Origin of the sequence: Escherichia sp. S10b (assembly GCF_028421345.1) — a bacterium.
Classification (GTDB): domain Bacteria; phylum Pseudomonadota; class Gammaproteobacteria; order Enterobacterales; family Enterobacteriaceae; genus ECMA0423.
In genome coordinates, this window is the sequence record NZ_JAHZSO010000167.1 from 156,750 (window position 1) to 175,422 (window position 18,673).

Annotated in this window: 17 protein-coding genes and 1 riboswitch; of the genes, 8 read left to right on the forward strand and 9 right to left on the reverse strand. The window is 50.7% G+C overall.

The features are described from left to right. The first annotated feature begins 16 nt into the window (after positions 1-16). From malF to xylE, 3 genes are all read left to right on the forward strand, one after another. Positions 17-1,561: a maltose ABC transporter permease MalF gene (malF, locus tag FTE26_RS16620; protein ID WP_001297290.1), complete on the forward strand. Its 1,545-nt coding sequence runs from the start codon at positions 17-19 to the stop codon at positions 1,559-1,561. A gap of 14 nt (positions 1,562-1,575) precedes the next feature. Then, complete coding sequence (malG, locus tag FTE26_RS16625) at positions 1,576-2,466, forward strand: maltose ABC transporter permease MalG (protein WP_001252058.1); 891 nt, start codon at positions 1,576-1,578, stop codon at positions 2,464-2,466. Between the two features lie 371 nt (positions 2,467-2,837). Beyond that, positions 2,838-4,313, forward strand: a complete 1,476-nt coding sequence (gene xylE / locus FTE26_RS16630; protein WP_001097263.1) for a D-xylose transporter XylE — start codon at positions 2,838-2,840, stop codon at positions 4,311-4,313. Positions 4,314-4,356: 43 nt separating this feature from the next. On the opposite strand, the gene psiE is transcribed toward xylE, so the two are convergent. Further along, entirely contained in the window at positions 4,357-4,767 is a 411-nt protein-coding gene (psiE, locus tag FTE26_RS16635; RefSeq protein ID WP_000202902.1) for a phosphate-starvation-inducible protein PsiE, read from the reverse strand. Between the two features lie 214 nt (positions 4,768-4,981). Between psiE and FTE26_RS16640 the strand changes: the two genes are divergently transcribed. Then, positions 4,982-5,260, forward strand: a complete 279-nt coding sequence (locus FTE26_RS16640; protein ID WP_001295279.1) for a periplasmic protein — start codon at positions 4,982-4,984, stop codon at positions 5,258-5,260. Between the two features lie 46 nt (positions 5,261-5,306). Here FTE26_RS16640 and FTE26_RS16645 read toward each other — a convergent pair whose 3' ends face one another. The 5 genes from FTE26_RS16645 to pgi form a co-directional block, all read right to left on the reverse strand. Next, positions 5,307-7,403 carry a YjbH domain-containing protein gene (locus FTE26_RS16645; RefSeq protein WP_000745721.1) on the reverse strand — a complete coding sequence of 699 codons (2,097 nt, stop codon included), beginning with the start codon at positions 7,401-7,403 and terminating at the stop codon, positions 5,307-5,309. Continuing rightward, the gene (locus tag FTE26_RS16650) at positions 7,403-8,140 is read right to left on the reverse strand and encodes a capsule biosynthesis GfcC family protein (protein WP_000595535.1); all 738 of its coding nucleotides are present in this window, start codon (positions 8,138-8,140) and stop codon (positions 7,403-7,405) included. The genes FTE26_RS16645 and FTE26_RS16650 overlap by 1 nt, the downstream gene beginning before the upstream one ends. Continuing rightward, positions 8,137-8,775, reverse strand: a complete 639-nt coding sequence (locus FTE26_RS16655) for a YjbF family lipoprotein (RefSeq protein WP_085674698.1) — start codon at positions 8,773-8,775, stop codon at positions 8,137-8,139. Before FTE26_RS16655 ends, FTE26_RS16650 begins: the two co-directional genes overlap by 4 nt. A 113-nt stretch (positions 8,776-8,888) precedes the next feature. Next, positions 8,889-9,131 carry an exopolysaccharide production protein YjbE gene (gene yjbE / locus FTE26_RS16660; protein WP_000757333.1) on the reverse strand — a complete coding sequence of 81 codons (243 nt, stop codon included), beginning with the start codon at positions 9,129-9,131 and terminating at the stop codon, positions 8,889-8,891. Between the two features lie 354 nt (positions 9,132-9,485). After that, the gene (gene pgi / locus FTE26_RS16665; protein WP_000790009.1) at positions 9,486-11,135 is read right to left on the reverse strand and encodes a glucose-6-phosphate isomerase; all 1,650 of its coding nucleotides are present in this window, start codon (positions 11,133-11,135) and stop codon (positions 9,486-9,488) included. Positions 11,136-11,371: 236 nt separating this feature from the next. Next, positions 11,372-11,568: riboswitch (Lysine riboswitch) on the forward strand. A gap of 91 nt (positions 11,569-11,659) precedes the next feature. Here pgi and lysC point away from each other — a divergent pair. Both lysC and FTE26_RS16675 read left to right on the forward strand, forming a co-directional pair. Beyond that, positions 11,660-13,009, forward strand: coding sequence for a lysine-sensitive aspartokinase 3 (gene lysC / locus FTE26_RS16670; protein WP_001290316.1), 1,350 nt, complete (start codon positions 11,660-11,662; stop codon positions 13,007-13,009). Between the two features lie 144 nt (positions 13,010-13,153). Further along, on the forward strand, positions 13,154-14,080 hold the full coding sequence (locus FTE26_RS16675; protein WP_000212693.1) for a zeta toxin family protein: 927 nt from the start codon (positions 13,154-13,156) through the stop codon (positions 14,078-14,080). A gap of 35 nt (positions 14,081-14,115) precedes the next feature. Here FTE26_RS16675 and FTE26_RS16680 read toward each other — a convergent pair whose 3' ends face one another. Together FTE26_RS16680 and FTE26_RS16685 are read right to left on the reverse strand one after the other, a co-directional pair. After that, the gene (locus FTE26_RS16680) at positions 14,116-14,907 is read right to left on the reverse strand and encodes a nucleotidyltransferase domain-containing protein (RefSeq protein ID WP_001130548.1); all 792 of its coding nucleotides are present in this window, start codon (positions 14,905-14,907) and stop codon (positions 14,116-14,118) included. A 5-nt stretch (positions 14,908-14,912) separates the two neighbouring features. Further along, on the reverse strand, positions 14,913-16,040 hold the full coding sequence (locus tag FTE26_RS16685) for a slipin family protein (protein ID WP_000592033.1): 1,128 nt from the start codon (positions 16,038-16,040) through the stop codon (positions 14,913-14,915). 529 nt (positions 16,041-16,569) lie between these two features. On the opposite strand from FTE26_RS16685, the gene FTE26_RS16690 reads away from it, so the two are divergent. Further along, positions 16,570-16,842 (forward strand): DUF3811 domain-containing protein, encoded by a 273-nt coding sequence (locus FTE26_RS16690; RefSeq protein WP_001207638.1) that lies wholly within the window; start codon positions 16,570-16,572, stop codon positions 16,840-16,842. Here FTE26_RS16690 and rluF read toward each other — a convergent pair whose 3' ends face one another. Then, positions 16,843-17,715, reverse strand: coding sequence for a 23S rRNA pseudouridine(2604) synthase RluF (gene rluF / locus FTE26_RS16695; protein ID WP_000936370.1), 873 nt, complete (start codon positions 17,713-17,715; stop codon positions 16,843-16,845). 211 nt (positions 17,716-17,926) lie between these two features. Between rluF and pepE the strand changes: the two genes are divergently transcribed. Beyond that, positions 17,927-18,616: a dipeptidase PepE gene (gene pepE, locus FTE26_RS16700; protein WP_000421763.1), complete on the forward strand. Its 690-nt coding sequence runs from the start codon at positions 17,927-17,929 to the stop codon at positions 18,614-18,616. Positions 18,617-18,673: the final 57 nt, after the last annotated feature.

Here is an 18,673-nt window from a genome sequence, read left to right on the forward strand (position 1 = left end):
AATGAGGAAGAACCCCATGGATGTCATTAAAAAGAAACATTGGTGGCAAAGCGACGCGCTGAAATGGTCAGTGCTAGGTCTGCTCGGCCTGCTGGTGGGTTACCTTGTTGTTTTAATGTACGCACAAGGGGAATACCTGTTCGCCATTACCACGCTGATATTGAGTTCAGCGGGGCTGTATATTTTCGCCAATCGTAAAGCCTACGCCTGGCGCTATGTTTACCCGGGAATGGCTGGAATGGGATTATTCGTCCTCTTCCCTCTGGTTTGCACCATCGCCATTGCCTTCACCAACTACAGCAGCACTAACCAGCTGACTTTTGAACGTGCGCAGGAAGTGTTGTTAGATCGCTCCTGGCAAGCAGGCAAAACCTATAACTTTGGTCTTTACCCGGCGGGCGATGAGTGGCAACTGGCGCTCAGTGACGGCGAAACCGGCAAAAATTACCTCTCCGACGCGTTTAAATTTGGCGGCGAACAAAAACTGCAACTGAAAGAAACGACCGCCCAGCCCGAAGGCGAACGCGCGAATCTACGCGTGATAACCCAGAATCGTCAGGCGCTGAGTGACATTACCGCCATTCTGCCGGATGGCAACAAAGTGATGATGAGCTCCCTGCGCCAGTTTTCTGGCACGCAGCCGCTCTACACACTCGACGGTGACGGCACGTTGACGAATAATCAGAGCGGCGTGAAATATCGTCCGAATAACCAAATTGGCTTTTACCAGTCCATTACCGCCGACGGCAACTGGGGTGATGAAAAGCTAAGCCCCGGTTACACCGTGACCACCGGCTGGAAAAACTTTACCCGCGTCTTTACCGACGAAGGCATTCAGAAACCGTTCCTCGCCATTTTCGTCTGGACCGTGGTGTTCTCGCTGATCACTGTCTTTTTAACGGTGGCGGTCGGCATGGTTCTGGCATGTCTGGTGCAGTGGGAAGCGTTGCGCGGCAAAGCGGTCTATCGCGTCCTGCTGATTCTGCCCTACGCGGTGCCATCGTTCATTTCAATCTTGATTTTCAAAGGATTGTTTAACCAGAGCTTCGGTGAAATCAACATGATGTTGAGCGCGCTGTTTGGCGTGAAGCCCGCCTGGTTCAGCGATCCGACCACCGCCCGCACGATGCTGATTATCGTCAATACCTGGCTGGGTTATCCGTACATGATGATCCTCTGCATGGGCTTGCTGAAAGCGATTCCGGACGATTTGTATGAAGCCTCAGCAATGGATGGCGCAGGTCCGTTCCAGAACTTCTTTAAGATTACGCTGCCGCTGCTGATTAAACCGCTGACGCCGCTGATGATCGCCAGCTTCGCCTTTAACTTTAACAACTTCGTGCTGATTCAGCTGTTAACCAACGGCGGCCCGGATCGTCTTGGCACGACCACGCCAGCCGGTTATACCGACCTGCTTGTTAACTACACTTACCGCATCGCTTTTGAAGGCGGCGGGGGTCAGGACTTCGGTCTGGCGGCAGCAATTGCCACGCTGATCTTCCTGCTGGTGGGTGCGCTGGCGATAGTGAACCTGAAAGCCACGCGAATGAAGTTTGATTAAGGGAGATAACAAAAATGGCAATGGTCCAACCGAAATCGCAAAAAGCACGTTTGTTTATTACTCACCTGCTACTGCTACTTTTTATCGCGGCGATTATGTTCCCGCTGCTGATGGTCGTCGCTATCTCGCTGCGTCAGGGAAACTTCGCGACCGGTAGCCTGATCCCGGAGCAAATCTCCTGGGATCACTGGAAACTGGCGTTAGGTTTTAGCGTTGAACAGGCTGATGGTCGCATTACGCCACCGCCATTCCCGGTACTGCTGTGGCTGTGGAACTCGGTAAAGGTCGCTGGGATTTCCGCGATTGGCATTGTGGCGCTCTCCACCACCTGCGCCTACGCTTTCGCCCGTATGCGCTTTCCAGGCAAAGCGACGCTGCTGAAAGGAATGCTGATTTTCCAGATGTTCCCGGCAGTACTTTCACTGGTCGCGTTGTATGCGTTGTTTGATCGTCTGGGTGAGTACATTCCATTCATTGGCCTGAATACTCACGGCGGCGTAATTTTCGCGTATCTGGGTGGGATTGCGCTGCATGTCTGGACCATCAAAGGCTATTTCGAAACCATCGACAGTTCGCTGGAAGAAGCGGCTGCGCTGGATGGTGCGACACCGTGGCAGGCCTTCCGCCTTGTCCTGTTGCCGCTGTCAGTACCGATTCTGGCGGTGGTATTCATCCTGTCGTTTATCGCTGCCATTACTGAAGTTCCGGTCGCGTCGCTGTTACTGCGTGACGTAAACAGCTACACCCTGGCCGTGGGGATGCAGCAATACCTCAACCCGCAAAACTACCTGTGGGGTGACTTTGCCGCCGCTGCCGTTATGTCTGCATTACCGATCACCATCGTCTTCTTGCTGGCTCAACGCTGGCTGGTCAACGGCCTGACGGCAGGTGGTGTGAAAGGTTAAAGATGTTGTTCTGCCAATGTTATGCCGCTGCACCCTCAACTTACGTTATCCCAACTTGTGACTGTTATTCGGCGCTCCACGGAGCGCCTTTTTTTCTTTCGTCTGCAATCTGAATCGTTCGCCGGTTAATATTCCCATCATAGAGCTTATTATTTTTACGTTATTTGTTTTCCCACTTACGATAATTCTCTTTCGTGCTCTGAGTCACGGCAATAGTATTGTTTTCATCAATTTTTGATAATTATCACAATTAAGATCACAGAAAAGACATTACGTAAACGCATTGTAAAAAATGATAATTGCCTTAACTGCCTGACAATTCCAACATCAATGCACTGATAAAAGATAAGAATGGTCTAAGGCAGGTCTGAATGAATACCCAGTATAATTCCAGTTATATATTTTCGATTACCTTAGTCGCTACATTAGGTGGTTTATTATTTGGCTACGACACCGCCGTTATTTCCGGTACTGTTGAGTCACTCAATACCGTCTTTGTTGCTCCACAAAACTTAAGTGAATCCGCTGCCAACTCCCTGTTAGGATTTTGCGTAGCCAGCGCTCTGATTGGTTGCATCATCGGCGGTGCCCTCGGTGGTTATTGCAGTAACCGCTTCGGCCGTCGTGATTCACTTAAGATTGCTGCTGTCCTGTTTTTTATTTCTGGTGTAGGTTCTGCCTGGCCAGAACTTGGTTTCACCTCTATAAACCCGGACAACACAGTCCCTATTTATCTGGCAGGTTATGTCCCGGAATTTGTTATTTATCGTATTATTGGCGGTATTGGCGTTGGTTTAGCCTCAATGCTTTCACCAATGTATATTGCGGAACTGGCTCCAGCTCATATTCGCGGAAAACTGGTTTCATTTAACCAGTTTGCGATTATTTTCGGGCAACTTTTAGTTTACTGCGTAAACTATTTTATTGCCCGTTCCGGTGATGCCAGCTGGCTGAATACTGACGGCTGGCGTTATATGTTTGCCTCGGAATGTATCCCTGCACTGCTGTTCTTAATGCTGCTGTATACCGTGCCAGAAAGTCCTCGCTGGCTGATGTCACGCGGCAAGCAAGAACAGGCGGAAAGTATCCTGCGCAAAATTATGGGCAACACGCTTGCAACTCAGGCAGTACAGGAAATTAAACACTCCCTGGATCATGGCCGCAAAACCGGTGGTCGTCTGCTGATGTTTGGCGTGGGCGTGATTGTCATCGGCGTTATGCTCTCCATCTTCCAGCAATTTGTCGGCATCAATGTGGTGTTGTACTACGCGCCGGAAGTGTTCAAAACGCTGGGGGCCAGCACGGATATCGCGCTGTTGCAGACCATTATTGTCGGAGTTATCAACCTCACCTTCACCGTTCTGGCAATTATGACGGTGGATAAATTTGGTCGTAAGCCACTGCAAATTATCGGCGCGCTCGGAATGGCAATCGGTATGTTTAGCCTCGGTACCGCGTTTTACACTCAGGCACCGGGTATTGTGGCGCTACTGTCGATGCTGTTCTATGTTGCCGCCTTTGCCATGTCCTGGGGTCCGGTATGCTGGGTTCTGCTGTCGGAAATCTTCCCGAATGCCATTCGTGGTAAAGCGCTGGCAATCGCGGTGGCGGCCCAGTGGCTGGCGAACTACTTCGTCTCCTGGACCTTCCCGATGATGGACAAAAACTCCTGGCTGGTGGCCCATTTCCACAACGGTTTCTCCTACTGGATTTACGGGTGTATGGGCGTTCTGGCAGCACTATTTATGTGGAAATTTGTCCCGGAAACCAAAGGTAAAACCCTTGAGGAGCTGGAAGCCCTCTGGGAACCGGAAACGAAGAAAACACAACAAACTGCTACGCTGTAATCTTCCTGTCCAGCACGCCGCGCCAGTTCGGCGTGCTGTCTTTTTACTCCCGCTTCAGCCGTTTCGAATTACACAACCACAGAGTGATCACCAGTAACAGGATCGCAGCCGAGTAGATCAACACATCCAGTGGCGATTTATGATCGACGATGATCAAGCGCACAATGGCGGTGATCCCAATATAGACAAAGTAACGTAGCGGGAAGTGAAAACCGGACTGAAAGTATTTCACAATCAGCGCGATAAATTCGAAATAGAGAAAGTAAACCACCAGTCCTTCTACCAGCTCATATTTGCTGGTTTGTTCTGGCGCGAACAGCACATCTGCCAGATGCACCGTTTCTTTGCCGAGGAAGACAACCAAAATCAGGCCGAGGCACAACAGGCCAAGATTGAGTACGGTCTGCAAAATGGTGGAGATAAACTCCACGCGCGGACGAGAGAGTGACGTCATAGCAGTACCTCCTTCACAGTGGCGAGCTTCCTGTATAACGCAAAAATGTGACGGAGATCTATATTTTTTGTGTATGTTTTGTTCAGCTTGATTAAGTGGGCATCTCCCATCAACGTCGCATCTGGCAAAACACACAGCCCCAAAAAATCACCCATTCAGGTGATTCCCAGCCACCAGCAATGCGCGAAAAATCGACAATGTTCCTCTGGAACAAATGAAACGTAACCTGATAAAGGTGGTAAAAATGAAGCCTTATTTTGCTGCTTTGATGTTATCAGTCTCTGTTCTTCCTGCTTATGCTGGTCCGCTCGGTACTGCTGATAAAGCCGACCTACCGCAAAGCAATGTCTCCAGCCCAATGATGGCCCAGTCGCTCAGGCAACCAGACCTGCAACCGATATCGACGGACAGGAAGACAGAATGTTTTCGCCTTTACACACCAGATCGTAAACCGGGGGTGAACTGCGTTCCTGATGGCTCAACAGGTCATTAAGAATGAGGGTGCCAGTGAGTGCGAAAACTGGCACCTTTCCCATGACTTAGCGGAAATTGACGCTACGGTCGCTGGTCATGTCATACAACTGGAACTTACGCCCAAGTTGCTGACCACCGTCACGCGTCAGCGGCGTCCAGCCAATCGCCGCACGGCTGCGTGTCGGGCCAGACGAGAAGAGATCCAACGGTACCGAGACATACACGCCTTTGGTGAAGTCCCCTTCGCCGTACTCCTCTTTTGAAACATTCGTGATCGTGGCATAGCCACCCACCACCACGCCGCTATCAAAGCGTTTGGCGATCTCCAGCGTGCCGCCTTTATCCCCTGCCAGATACTGCCCGACGCTGGCTTTAACTAACACATCCTGAGCGAAAGATGGCGTCCAGTAGGCGGTCAGATGTCCGGTTTTCACGCTGTAGTCGGTGAATTTCATCATATCTTTTGCACTACGCCAGTCGCGCTGTTTAACGTAGTTGGCATCCAGACCAAACGCCCAGTTGCTGTCCAGCGGGCGATACAACACTTCGGCCCCCGCACCGCCAAACATGGTTTCGAGATAACCACCGTAGACCTGACCGTAGAAGCCGTTGCCCAGATGCTGGAAGTAGTTGGCTTGCAGGTTATTCACATAGACATCGTTCTGCACATACTCGCGCACATGGGTACGCACGCGCGGTAAGTGCGAGTCCTGCGGAGGATTAGTGTAGTTAAACTTGTCGTAGTTGTTGGCAAGATTTGCAAACAGGCTGCCGGTCGTCAGCAGATGGTCCGTCAGCCACAAATCTGCCGTTCCCATCACGCCCAGCTGATACATGTAAAAGTTTTCCGGGCCACCGACCGACTGGTTCAGCACCGGATCGATATGGAAATCAAAGCGTGATTTGTCGATATACCATCCCTGCTCGGTGGACTGCGGAACCACTGGCTCGACGCGTTTTTGCGCCAGCGTCGTTTCGTGGCCCAACGGCTCTCCGGCGAGATGATTTTTCAGGCTGGCGACATCGGTTTCCGTCGTCACCTGCGGCATGTTAAGGCGATTTTCCGTAACGCGGATCGTTTTGATCCCATCCGGCAGATCATTCATCACGATCCGATTAGCACGGATGATCCCTTCGCGCGAATCACGATATTTCACCTGCTCGCCGGTAACATACAGCGTATCGCCTTTCGCCTGGATCTGCGGATCGGCAAGTCCGGCATTGTATTTCAACAGCGTTAACTGATTCGCCACCACCGAATGCTGCAAAATGGCATCCTGCGGCTGCGGTTGATATTGCGGGCGGGCGTTATCGTTGTAAGACGGGCGCAGATCGTTAAAGTTGGTGCGCAGCGTGACGCCAAACATAAAGGTGTTGCCACGTTCATAGCTAAGGTTAACGTCGGCCCAATCGGTAACGCGATAAATCGCACCGACGTTAAACTTACTTTTTTGCTCCAGCTTCCCGGCAAAATCCTGCTGATAATTATTGCCTTCATACTCCAGTTTCAGGCGCAGCGGTTGCCAGGGCGTCTGGTATTCCACGCCGCCAAACAGTGAGGCAGGACCGTGGAACATCTGGCTACCGTCGATAGATCCCGCCTGTTTGTAGCTGTTATCGCGATAGCAATATTTATCACTGGCTGAACAGAGCGGATTTTTTACATTACCGCTGGTGCCCAGATATCCCCAGCCCAGGCCGAGCGTAAAATCGAACGGCCCCCAGGCTTTGCTGGCAACAAGATATTCCGCATCAAACAGCCCCGTACCGCCGATATCCCGCGCACCAACCGCCACTTGCGGCAGCCAGTAACTCTCTTCCCACAAACGCAGTTTGAGATCGAAGGCTTTATCTTTATACGTTTGATCGCCAGAGAACGCTTCGACGTTGCTGTACTGCCGGGTGCGCACGTCGGTGTAGCGCAGCGTTGTTTCCAGCCACGGGAAGAGTTGCACTGAAGCTGAGTAATAACGGTACTGATCGTTATCGCGATAGTTCAGACTCAACTCCCCTTCCCGTGCCATACGCGCGGTGGGAGTTTGTAATAATCCTACGCCACCGAAATCCGACTGCGACGGACCAATGGGCGCAGGATATGTTTCGCCGTAGCAAGCTGTGCTAATGCCCAGCGCCAGTAAGCTAAGCAGATGTCTTTTTTTCATTATTGGGGTATCCGCTGCGTCAGAGTCTGAAGAATGTCGGCGTTAAGGGCATCAGGCGTCTCACTCCAGACGGAGTCCGCGAGGCCAACATAAATAATGCTGCCGGGCATCGGCTCTACGTGACGCTTGTTCCAGTAAGCCACCGGCGCTTTTTGCGTGCGTCCGTCCGGGTAAACCACCCACGCGTAGCTGCGATCCGCACCGCTAAGCAGGTTCTGCCCGGAGAGATAGCTCGCCACGTCGCGACCTGGAGTGAATGGCTGCTTGCCAGGACGGCTGATAAGCCCGAACAGCGTGACCGTGGACGGTGGTGGCCCGACCCACAGCGTGTAGTTGCCCTGCAACGGTGGGTTACCGCGTTCGGCAACGCGGACGATATCGGGATCAAGATTGATTTTTTGCCTGCCCGTCACTTTCAACGCCTGAATTTGCTGGCGTAAGGCGTTAATCGCGGCGGCATCGTCGGCGCTGGAATCTGCAGCCAGTTCTGCCAGCCGTGTCAGCAACGCCTGCTGCTGCCGCAATGCTGCCGCCGTTGCCAGCTCTTCGCTAATCACCGCACCAGGCCACCAACTGTTTGCCAGCCGCGGCTGGCCTACCAGATCGATTAAATACTCTGCGCCCGTCAGCGTTTTGGCCTCACTGCTGCCATTGCTGAATACCTTGACGGTTCCCGCCGCGAAGACCGATGACGCCCCCACACTCAAAATCAATGCGACAATAGTTTGTTTAATCATTGTTTTGCCGCCTTGATGAGAGTGGTTTTCACCGGGAAATAATCCGCGCCGAGATACTGTTCCGACTGGCGAATTTGCCCTTCGCTGTCGATCCAGTAGCGGTTATGCCAGCGCGCCTGGTCGGTGGAGACTTCTTCGTCCAGCACGCGAACCGGGGTTTCATCGCTGCCGACCTTGACGGTATCGGAGCCATCCCATTTGAAGACTGAGCGTGCGGTGGCGTAGCGTACCTGCTGGTACTCGGTCCAGCCCATCGTGCGCGTCCATGTTGCACCATCAACAATTTGTGCGGGTTTAATCAGCGGGTCGGCGGCAAGGTTATTCACTTCAATCAGGTTGTCGCCGCCAAGCAAAGTCTTCACCAGACGACCATGTTGTATGACAAGAGTGGCTTGATCCTGAGTGACCCATTTTTGTTGTCCGTCTTCAGCGAAGGCCAGCACCACAAACAATTGCGGCCCGCCATTAAGCTGCATGTACTGGCTGGCGTAGGGCATATTTTGAATATCATCGTCCGTCAGCTGTACGCCTGGCGTGCCGAACAGACTGTCCCACAGTGAATTGCCCAGCTCTTTAGTCGTGGCTGAACAGGCCTGTAATAGCAGGCAGATAAGAATGAGTGCAGGTCGCTTCACGACTCTTCTCCAGAGGGGCAGAATAACCACACCGGAGTGTGGTTATGGTAAATCCCTTCATACTTCAAGCCACAGATGCAATGACTCAAATTATTTTGGGGATACATACTTTATTACTGGGTACTGGTGGTCGTGGTTGTGGTGGTCCCGGTATTAGAACCATCACCGCCACCGGTTGCCGCGAGCGCGACACCCACCGCCGAGCTTACGGTGCTGACGCTGGTCGCGGAGGAACTCCCCGCCGAAACCGACGTTGCTGCCGACCCTGCCGCTTCGCCCACCTGTACAGGTGCAGCCCACGCAGAAGTCGCCGCAAGCGCAGATATGGCAAAAATGCCATACAGAACTTTTTTCATAACAATTTCCCTTCATTGAATGAATGGAGATTTACCCAAAAACATTTCGGGCGGGATCGAGTATACACAACTAAAGCATGCGAATTACGGCGCGGGGAATTAGAGATGGGGTTTTAGGATAATTGGAATGAATATCAAATATAAGCTACAACTTATATATAAATAACATTAAAAATCATAATGTTAAAATAAAAGTAAAAGTAATTAATCTGAGTATTTTCCGAAATCAATCACGATTAAAAATCTATTTTAGGATTAACCTCACGGTATGATTTCCGTTAAATCACAGACAAGGGGATTTATCTGATAAAACAATGCCGACATAACGTCGGCATTGTTATTAAGGTTTTTAAATTAACCGCGCCACGCTTTATAGCGGTTAATCAGACCATTGGTCGAGCTATCGTGGCTGCTGATTTCTTTATCATCTTTCAGCTCTGGCAGAATACGGTTTGCCAGTTGTTTACCCAGCTCCACGCCCCACTGGTCGAAGGTGAAGATGTTCAGGATCACGCCCTGAGTAAAGATTTTGTGCTCATACAGCGCAATCAACGCACCCAGGCTGAACGGAGTGATTTCACGCAGCAGGATGGAGTTGGTCGGGCGGTTACCTTCGAACACTTTGAACGGCACCACGTAGTCAAGCGTTGCCGGATCTTTACCCTGATCGCGATATTCCTGCTCAACCACTTCGCGGGATTTACCAAACGCCAGCGCTTCGGTCTGGGCGAAGAAGTTAGACAGCAGTTTCTGGTGATGATCAGAGAGCGGGTTATGGGTGATAGCCGGAGCGATGAAATCGCACGGTACCATTTTGGTTCCCTGGTGGATCAGCTGGTAGAACGCGTGCTGACCGTTAGTGCCTGGTTCACCCCAGATAATCGGGCCAGTCTGGTAATCCACAACGTTACCGTTACGGTCAACATACTTACCGTTGGACTCCATATTGCCCTGCTGGAAGTACGCCGCGAAACGGTGCATATACTGGTCATACGGCAGAATCGCCTCAGTTTCCGCACCAAAGAAATTGTTGTACCAGATGCCAATCAGCGCCAGCAGTACAGGCAGGTTTTTCTCGGCAGGCGTGGTGGAGAAATGCTTGTCCATCGCGTGTGCGCCAGAAAGCAGTTCAACGAAGTTATCAAAGCCGATGGAGAGAACAATCGACAGGCCAATCGCTGACCACAAAGAGTAACGGCCGCCGACCCAGTCCCAGAACTCGAACATGTTGGCAGTATCAATACCAAACTCGCCAACGGCTTTGGCATTGGTTGAGAGCGCCGCAAAGTGTTTCGCAACGTGTTTTTCATCACCTGCCGCTTTCAGGAACCAGTCACGCGCGCTATGGGCGTTGGTCATGGTTTCCTGAGTGGTGAAGGTTTTAGATGCTACCAGGAACAGCGTGGTTTCCGGGTTTACTTTTTTCAGCACTTCCGCGATGTGAGTCCCATCGACGTTAGAAACAAAGTGCATGTTCAGGTGATTTTTGTACGGACGCAGTGCTTCGGTCACCATGTACGGGCCGAGGTCAGAACCGCCGATCCCGATGTTCACTACGTCAGTGATTGCTTTGCCGGTATAACCCTTCCACTCACCGGAGATAATCGCTTCCGAGAAGGTTTTCATCTTCTCCAGCACCGCGTTGACTTCCGGCATTACGTCTTTGCCATCAACCAAAATCGGGGTATTGCTACGGTTACGCAGCGCTACGTGCAGCACAGCGCGGTTTTCAGTGCGGTTGATCTTCTCGCCAGAGAACATCGACTTAATCGCGCCCGCCAGATCGCACTCTTTCGCCAGATCTTGTAATTTCGCCAGCGTCTCTTCAGTGATGCGGTTTTTGGAGTAATCCACCAGCATCTGATCGCCGAAGGTTGCGGAGAACTTAGAAAAACGATCGCCGTCTTTAGCAAAAAGATCGGCGATCGTAACGTCTTTCATTTCATCGAAGTGTTTCTGTAGTGCCTGCCAGGCAGCGGTCTGCGTTGGATTGATGTTTTTCATTAGCAATACTCTTCTGATTTTGAGAATTGTGACTTTGGAAGATTGTAGCGCCAGTCACAGAAAAATGTGATGGTTTTAGTGCCGTTAGCGTAATGTTGAGTGTAAACCCTTAGCGCAGTGAAGCATTTATTAGCTGAACTACTGACCGCCAGGAGTGGATGAAAAATCCGCATGACCCCGTCGTTGACAACCGCCCCGCTCACCCTTTATTTATAAATGTACTACCTGCGCTAGCGCAGGCCAGAAGAGGCGCGTTGCCCAAGTAACGGTGTTGGAGGAGCCAGTCCTGTGATAACACCTGAGGGGGTGCATCGCCGAGGTGATTGAACGGCTGGCCACGTTCATCATCGGCTACAGGGGCTGAATCCCCTGGGTTGTCACCAGAAGCGTTCGCAGTCGGGCGTTTCGCAAGTGGTGGAGCACTTCTGGGTGAAAATAGTAGCGAAGTATCGCTCTGCGCCCACCCGTCTTCCGCTCTTCCCTTGTGCCAAGGCTGAAAATGGATCCCCTGACACGAGGTAGTTATGTCTGAAATTGTTGTCTCCAAATTTGGCGGTACCAGCGTAGCTGATTTTGACGCCATGAACCGCAGCGCTGATATTGTGCTTTCTGATGCCAACGTGCGTTTAGTAGTCCTCTCGGCTTCTGCTGGTATCACTAATCTGCTGGTCGCTTTAGCGGAAGGGCTGGAACCTGGCGAGCGATTCGAAAAACTCGACGCTATTCGCAACATCCAGTTTGCCATTCTGGAACGTCTGCGTTACCCGAACGTTATCCGTGAAGAGATTGAACGTCTGCTGGAGAACATTACTGTTCTGGCAGAAGCGGCGGCGCTGGCAACGTCTCCGGCGCTGACAGATGAGCTGGTCAGCCACGGCGAGCTGATGTCGACCCTGCTGTTTGTCGAAATCCTGCGCGAACGCGATGTTCAGGCACAGTGGTTTGATGTACGTAAAGTGATGCGTACCAACGACCGATTTGGTCGTGCAGAGCCAGATGTAGCCGCGCTGGCGGAACTGGCCGCGCTGCAGCTGCTCCCACGCCTCAATGACGGCTTAGTGATCACCCAGGGATTTATCGGTAGCGAAAATAAAGGTCGTACAACGACGCTTGGCCGTGGAGGCAGCGATTATACGGCAGCCTTGCTGGCGGAGGCTTTACACGCATCTCGTGTTGATATCTGGACCGACGTCCCGGGCATCTACACCACCGATCCACGCGTAGTTTCCGCAGCAAAACGCATTGATGAAATCGCGTTTGCCGAAGCGGCAGAGATGGCAACTTTTGGTGCAAAAGTACTGCATCCGGCAACGTTGCTACCCGCAGTACGCAGCGATATCCCGGTCTTTGTCGGCTCCAGCAAAGACCCACGCGCAGGTGGTACGCTGGTGTGCAATAAAACTGAAAATCCGCCGCTGTTCCGCGCGCTGGCGCTTCGTCGCAATCAGACTCTGCTCACTTTGCACAGCCTGAATATGCTGCATTCTCGCGGCTTCCTCGCGGAAGTTTTCGGCATCCTCGCGCGGCATAATATTTCGGTAGACTTAATCACCACGTCAGAAGTGAGCGTGGCATTAACCCTTGATACCACCGGTTCAACCTCCACTGGCGATACGTTGCTGACGCAATCTCTGCTGATGGAGCTTTCCGCACTGTGCCGGGTGGAAGTAGAAGAAGGTCTGGCGCTGGTCGCGTTGATTGGCAATGACCTGTCAAAAGCCTGCGGCGTTGGCAAAGAGGTATTCGGCGTACTGGAACCGTTCAACATTCGCATGATTTGTTACGGCGCATCCAGCCATAACCTGTGCTTCCTGGTGCCCGGCGAAGATGCCGAGCAGGTGGTGCAGAAGCTGCATTTTAATTTGTTTGAGTAATATTTCCCTACTGGCGTATAACGCTCACCGATTGTTATACGCCATCCTCACTGAAAACATAGATTAAATAATATCTGAAAAGCAAAATCACTCCTGTAGAACAGTATTATAATCACCGAAAAATATCATTTAACAGGAGTGTTAATGGCTACTTTAATGGAAAAAGATGCACTTTTAAACGGAGCCAGTCAGTGCATCGCGTTTTTATCAAATATCATTGATAATTGCTCAGTTTCGTCGCATCAGGATTCAGGCGATGCTCTCAAGCGATTAGTCAGCTATCGCGATTATCTTTATTCTACCCCCGCTGAACTTGTTGATTTTACACAAGGTAAGATTCTCCTTCAGCAGGTAAGAACTCAATATCAGCATGAATTCAACAATACTACGCATTCAGAAAATAAAGCATCTTTTGATTCTATTTGGCAGCGTCTGACAAATCATGAAGTCACACCGCAACAGCATCCCATTGGTTTTGTTTTAGGTGGGCAACCCGGAGCAGGTAAATCATCTCTGATTGAATTAGCCAAAAGAGAGACAAAAGATAATATAATGATTATTAACGGTGATGATTTTCGATTTCTACACCCTGATTTTAATTATATCTACCAAAATTATGGGGATGATTTTGTTACCCATACAGCGAAATTTTCCGGCGAAACGGTCGAACGTGCAATTGAGAGAGCGATAGTCAGTAAACTCAACATTGTTGTCGAAGGAACATTTCGTAATGCCGCGACGCCGTTACAAACATTAAAAAAACTCAAAGATGCAGGCTACCAAACAGAAGTCATGATAAAAACAACCTCAGCGGCATTAAGCTGGGAAAGCACCAATGAACGGTATAGTAAGGACAAAGAGGCGGGAAATATTGCCCGAAAAGTGGATAAAAACCACCATGATATCGTCACCGGTTTGCTGGCAGAAAATGCCCGCAAGGTGTTTGCTTCGAACCTGTCAGATAAGTTTGCGGTGTATTCGCGTGAGAAGATGATATTTAGTTCACAAGCGGCAACGAATGACGATATTGCAACACTTATACAGAATGAAATCAGCGGGAATACACAATAATAATAAGAGCTGATGGCGTGAAATAACGCCGGGCATCACGCCCGGCGCATTACCGTCTGGTACATTAAGCTATCCAGTTCCTTAACGTCCCCTTCTCTGCTATCCGGTAACAGCGGTGGAATTTCCCCACGCGCCAGTTCCGCACGAATAAACGCATGTAACAATGGACGGCGCGGACCATATTCCGCTTCTCCTGCGCGCTGTTTACGTTCCAGTAATTCGTCTATTTCTGCACGTAACGGCGCATCAAGTTCGCTTCCCGCCAGTAGCTCAGCAAAGCGCATTGGCGGTACGCCTTTTCCCGCTTCAACCCAACGCACGGCCAGCAGCGGACGCAGCACGTAAAAGTATTTTTTCAGCCGCACTTCGTCGCCTTGTAAATAACCGCGAAAGTTTTTCCGCGCCATCGAATAATAATGCCAACGCGCACGCAGCGGAGAAAACCACTTCGGCACCATTGCCTTAAGCGCCGTTATCGTTTCTTCATCTTGTTGATAGACCACAGGAGAATCCAGCCATTCTATCAGCGTCGGATTCGCACCTTTCAATAATCCCAGCGCCTTGCGCCACTCCCAGCCTGAAACATCTAACTCGTCGTCAATAGGCAACTCAATAACATCGCGCGGCGCCTCTACTCGCAGATACCATTCCAGCGGGTGAACATACAAAAACCGTACATCGTAGTCGCTGTCGGGCGAGGCAAATCCCCAGCCGCGGCTCCCTGATTCACAGGCGTACAGTACTTTCACATCATACCGCCGTTCAATTTCTCTTAACTGCTGCGATACCCTTTCTCGCATCGCAGCACTGACTCCATTTAATGGCATGTTACTCACCCTTTGATATTAACCAACCCATGCAGAACCTGATCCAGACCGCCAAATACAGAGATGTTATCGATCCGTTCAGCCACTCTCTCCAGCGTTTCCAGTTCTTTTAAGCGTAACGCTACCGGGTTGTTTTCCATGACTTTAGCGGTATTGAGTAACGAACGCGTCGCTGCCGTTTCTTCACGTCGGCGAATCACATTGGCCTGCGCGGATTTCTCCGCCTCAACCAGCTGCGCAAGGATATTTTTCATATCGCCAGGCAGGACGATATCTTTCACCCCTAACGAGGCAATCTCCATACCAAATGGCAACATGCGCGATTTCACCTGTTCGCTGACAACGTCATCAATGACCTGTTTATCTTCCAGCAATTCATCCAACGTACGCGTACCTACCGCTTCACGCAGGGCAAATTGCAATTCCCGATACAAATGATCAATCGGCTTCGTTAACTGACTAAATGCCAGCAACACGTCGCTGTAGCGCCAGTTAGCGGCGAGGTTAATCCGCAGATTGACCTTATCTTTCGTTAAGATTTCTTGCCCGCTGACTTCCAGTACCTGCAAGCGGGTGTCAACCACTTCAGCGTCAACCAGATGGTTAATTTTCCAGTATGCGGTCAGCCCCGGCGGTAACAGCGCCTGCGTTTCACCATCGATTTTCAGCACGCCTACATGCCAGGCCGGAACCTGCACCGTGAGTATCGCATCGCGGCCTTTAACTGCCCCTTTGCGCCGTGGTTGCAATACCGCATTCATCACCTCCGTTTGTACCTGGACTTGCTGCGTATTCATCCGCACCAGTGTCAAATCATCCTCTACACGCCAGTACAAACGGCGCGTTGATGGCGGCAGGATCTCCTGCAAAATACCGTCCATATACAACGCCCCGGCTTCAATCTCCGACAAGTCTGCCACCAGGCAATATTTCTCCACCCAATCAGGCTGAAAGCGGCGCAAATAATCCGCCAGCACGTCGGGAACTTCGCTGCCATCGAGCGTAATCAGCAAGACTTCTGGCGTATTTAACCAGGGTAAAAGATGCTCGCCTGCATGTAGCACTTTGTAGTAATCGCCGTTTCTGGAGAGTAATGCCAGCTGATCTTTTCTTACGCTTATTTTTTTAATCATTATCTATTCCTTGCTTAACAGCCGTCGCGGAAGCAGACACGAAGCGACAGGGGAATTCCCTTTTGCCTGTTACCCGGCATCTTTATCGGCGACGTTATCGGGGATCGCTGACTGCGCAATCCCTCACTTTTTATTTAATAAGTTAAAACCAGTATTCATTTCAGGAATGAATGTGGGAATCGAACCCATAATTGGCGTCAAAGGCTGACGGAACACGCCCGGAAAACAGCCTGGCCGTTCTTGGTGTGCCGACGGGGTTTGACCCCCTTTGTAATTCAGTTTCAACGCGTACGAGATATTGCGAGAAGCGTGCCAGAATTGAGAAAAAATTATTAACCAAATGAAAAATAAAGATTTAATAAATTATTTTTGTTTGTAGAGGGAAAACTTTTCGCTAAATTTGTATCTGTATTTATCGTCAATTATCAAGAAAGATAAATATTTAAGAAGAGAACAAAGGAATATTATCAGTTCAGCTCGCAAACGAATTCCCGTACACTGAACTCTCTGGCTCACTGAGGGCACCATCATGGCACTCCCCCGTATTACCCAAAAAGAGATGACTGAACGCGAGCAGCGTGAACTTAAAACACTGCTGGATCGGGCGCGGATTGCGCATGGTCGCGTACTGACCAACTCCGAAACCAACAGCATTAAGAAAGAGTACATCGATAAATTAATGGTCGAGCGTGAGGCTGAAGCGAAAAAAGCCCGCCAGTTGAAGAAAAAGCAGGCTTATAAACCGGATCCTGAAGCGTCATTTAGCTGGTCAGCAAATACGTCGACGCGCGGCAGGCGCTGATTAGCGCCCCTTCTTTTTACGCCCCGGAGAGGTAAAACGCTTACCGTTGGACGCCGGGCGACCGCCTTTTTCCGCCGTTTTTTCCATCTTAACGACTGGACGTTTGATGCCCGCTGTTTTCGGTTTGGCCTTCACTTTAGGTTTTGCCTCGGAAGAGGAATTTTCGATGAGCTTAAAGAGGTCGATTAACTCATCATCAGTTAAATCGCGCCACTCACCCAGCGGAATGCCGCTTAAACTGACGTTCATAATGCGCGTACGTTCCAGCTTTTTCACTTCATAGCCGAAATGCTCGCACATGCGCCGGATCTGACGGTTCAGCCCCTGCACCAGGGTAATGCGGAAGACAAACGGCGCTTCTTTTTTGACTTTACACTTTTTAGTCACTGTCCCGAGGATTGGCACCCCCGCCCCCATACCACGAATAAATTCATCGGTAATCGGTTTATCGACCGTAACCAGATACTCTTTCTCATGATCGTTACCCGCACGGAGGATCTTATTCACCAGATCGCCGTGATTGGTGAGGAAAATCAGCCCCTGGGAGTCTTTATCCAGGCGGCCAATCGGGAACACGCGTTTGCTGTGGTTAACGAAATCGACAATGTTATCGCGCTCGCCATCTTCGGTGGTGCTGACAATACCGACGGGCTTGTTCAGGGCGATAAGTACCAAATCTTCGGCTTCCCGAGGCTCAATCAACTGACCGTTTACTTTCACAACGTCGCCGGGTTTCACCTGATCGCCAATGGTGGCTCGCTTGCCATTAAGGAACACATTGCCTTGCTCGATATAGCGATCCGCTTCGCGGCGTGAGCAAATTCCGCTTTCGCTGATGTATTTATTTAAACGGACTGATGAGTCGGGCAGCATAAATTCTCCTGTAAAAAACGGAATATACCGTACCTTTGGGTTGATAAAAAATAGTCATGAGCGAACTATTTGTTATTTCCATTGGCTTGAATTCGTTACCTGCTCAAATCACTTTCCAGAAGCAATGTGCGACATCGTGAGCCATGTCAGTAAGTGGTTAAATTCGCAGTGGTAGCATGCCTCCCGTGATTTCTTACTAACCGGAGAAGTAATGGAACTGCTTTTATTGAGTAACTCGACGCTGCCGGGTAAAGCCTGGCTGGAACATGCACTGCCGCTAATTGCTGAACAGTTGCAGGGTCGCCGCTCAGCGGTGTTTATCCCTTTCGCTGGCGTAACGCAGACCTGGGATGATTACACAGCGAAAACGGCTGCGGTTCTCGCTCCGCTGGGTGTTTCTGTCACCGGTATTCATAGCGTTGTCGATCCCGTTGCCGCGATTGAAAATGCTGAGATCGTGATTGTCGGCGGCGGGAATACTTTCCAGTTGCTGAAACAGTGCCGCGAGCGCGGGCTGCTGGCACCAATTACTGACGTGGTTAAACGTGGCGCTCTGTATATTGGCTGGAGCGCAGGCGCTAACCTTGCTTGCCCAACCATTCGTACCACCAACGATATGCCGATTGTCGATCCGCAAGGTTTCGATGCGCTAAATCTGTTCCCGTTGCAAATCAACCCGCACTTCACCAACGCGCTGCCGGAAGGCCATAAAGGTGAAACCCGTGAGCAGCGTATTCGCGAACTGCTGGTCGTCGCGCCAGAACTGACGATTATTGGTCTACCGGAAGGTAACTGGATCACAGTGAGTAAAGGTCACGCTACGCTGGGTGGCCCGAACACCACTTATGTGTTTAAGGCTGGTGAAGAAGCGGTGCCGCTAGAAGCTGGTCACCGTTTTTAAGTGAATTGCCGGATGCATGATCCGGCATCTTGTTCATAGTGCCTGATGCGACGCTTG

Excerpts from the sequence above, each read along its gene's own strand:
- malF (WP_001297290.1), top strand. The coding sequence starts at position 17 with ATGGATGTCATTAAAAAGAAACATTGGTGGCAAAGCGACGCGCTGAAA.
- malG (WP_001252058.1), top strand. The coding sequence starts at position 1,576 with ATGGCAATGGTCCAACCGAAATCGCAAAAAGCACGTTTGTTTATTACT.
- xylE (WP_001097263.1), top strand. The coding sequence starts at position 2,838 with ATGAATACCCAGTATAATTCCAGTTATATATTTTCGATTACCTTAGTC.
- psiE (WP_000202902.1), bottom strand. The coding sequence starts at position 4,767 with ATGACGTCACTCTCTCGTCCGCGCGTGGAGTTTATCTCCACCATTTTG.
- FTE26_RS16640 (WP_001295279.1), top strand. The coding sequence starts at position 4,982 with ATGAAACGTAACCTGATAAAGGTGGTAAAAATGAAGCCTTATTTTGCT.
- FTE26_RS16645 (WP_000745721.1), bottom strand. The coding sequence starts at position 7,403 with ATGAAAAAAAGACATCTGCTTAGCTTACTGGCGCTGGGCATTAGCACA.
- FTE26_RS16650 (WP_000595535.1), bottom strand. The coding sequence starts at position 8,140 with ATGATTAAACAAACTATTGTCGCATTGATTTTGAGTGTGGGGGCGTCA.
- yjbE (WP_000757333.1), bottom strand. The coding sequence starts at position 9,131 with ATGAAAAAAGTTCTGTATGGCATTTTTGCCATATCTGCGCTTGCGGCG.
- pgi (WP_000790009.1), bottom strand. The coding sequence starts at position 11,135 with ATGAAAAACATCAATCCAACGCAGACCGCTGCCTGGCAGGCACTACAG.
- lysC (WP_001290316.1), top strand. The coding sequence starts at position 11,660 with ATGTCTGAAATTGTTGTCTCCAAATTTGGCGGTACCAGCGTAGCTGAT.
- FTE26_RS16675 (WP_000212693.1), top strand. The coding sequence starts at position 13,154 with ATGGCTACTTTAATGGAAAAAGATGCACTTTTAAACGGAGCCAGTCAG.
- FTE26_RS16680 (WP_001130548.1), bottom strand. The coding sequence starts at position 14,907 with ATGCCATTAAATGGAGTCAGTGCTGCGATGCGAGAAAGGGTATCGCAG.
- FTE26_RS16685 (WP_000592033.1), bottom strand. The coding sequence starts at position 16,040 with ATGATTAAAAAAATAAGCGTAAGAAAAGATCAGCTGGCATTACTCTCC.
- FTE26_RS16690 (WP_001207638.1), top strand. The coding sequence starts at position 16,570 with ATGGCACTCCCCCGTATTACCCAAAAAGAGATGACTGAACGCGAGCAG.
- rluF (WP_000936370.1), bottom strand. The coding sequence starts at position 17,715 with ATGCTGCCCGACTCATCAGTCCGTTTAAATAAATACATCAGCGAAAGC.
- pepE (WP_000421763.1), top strand. The coding sequence starts at position 17,927 with ATGGAACTGCTTTTATTGAGTAACTCGACGCTGCCGGGTAAAGCCTGG.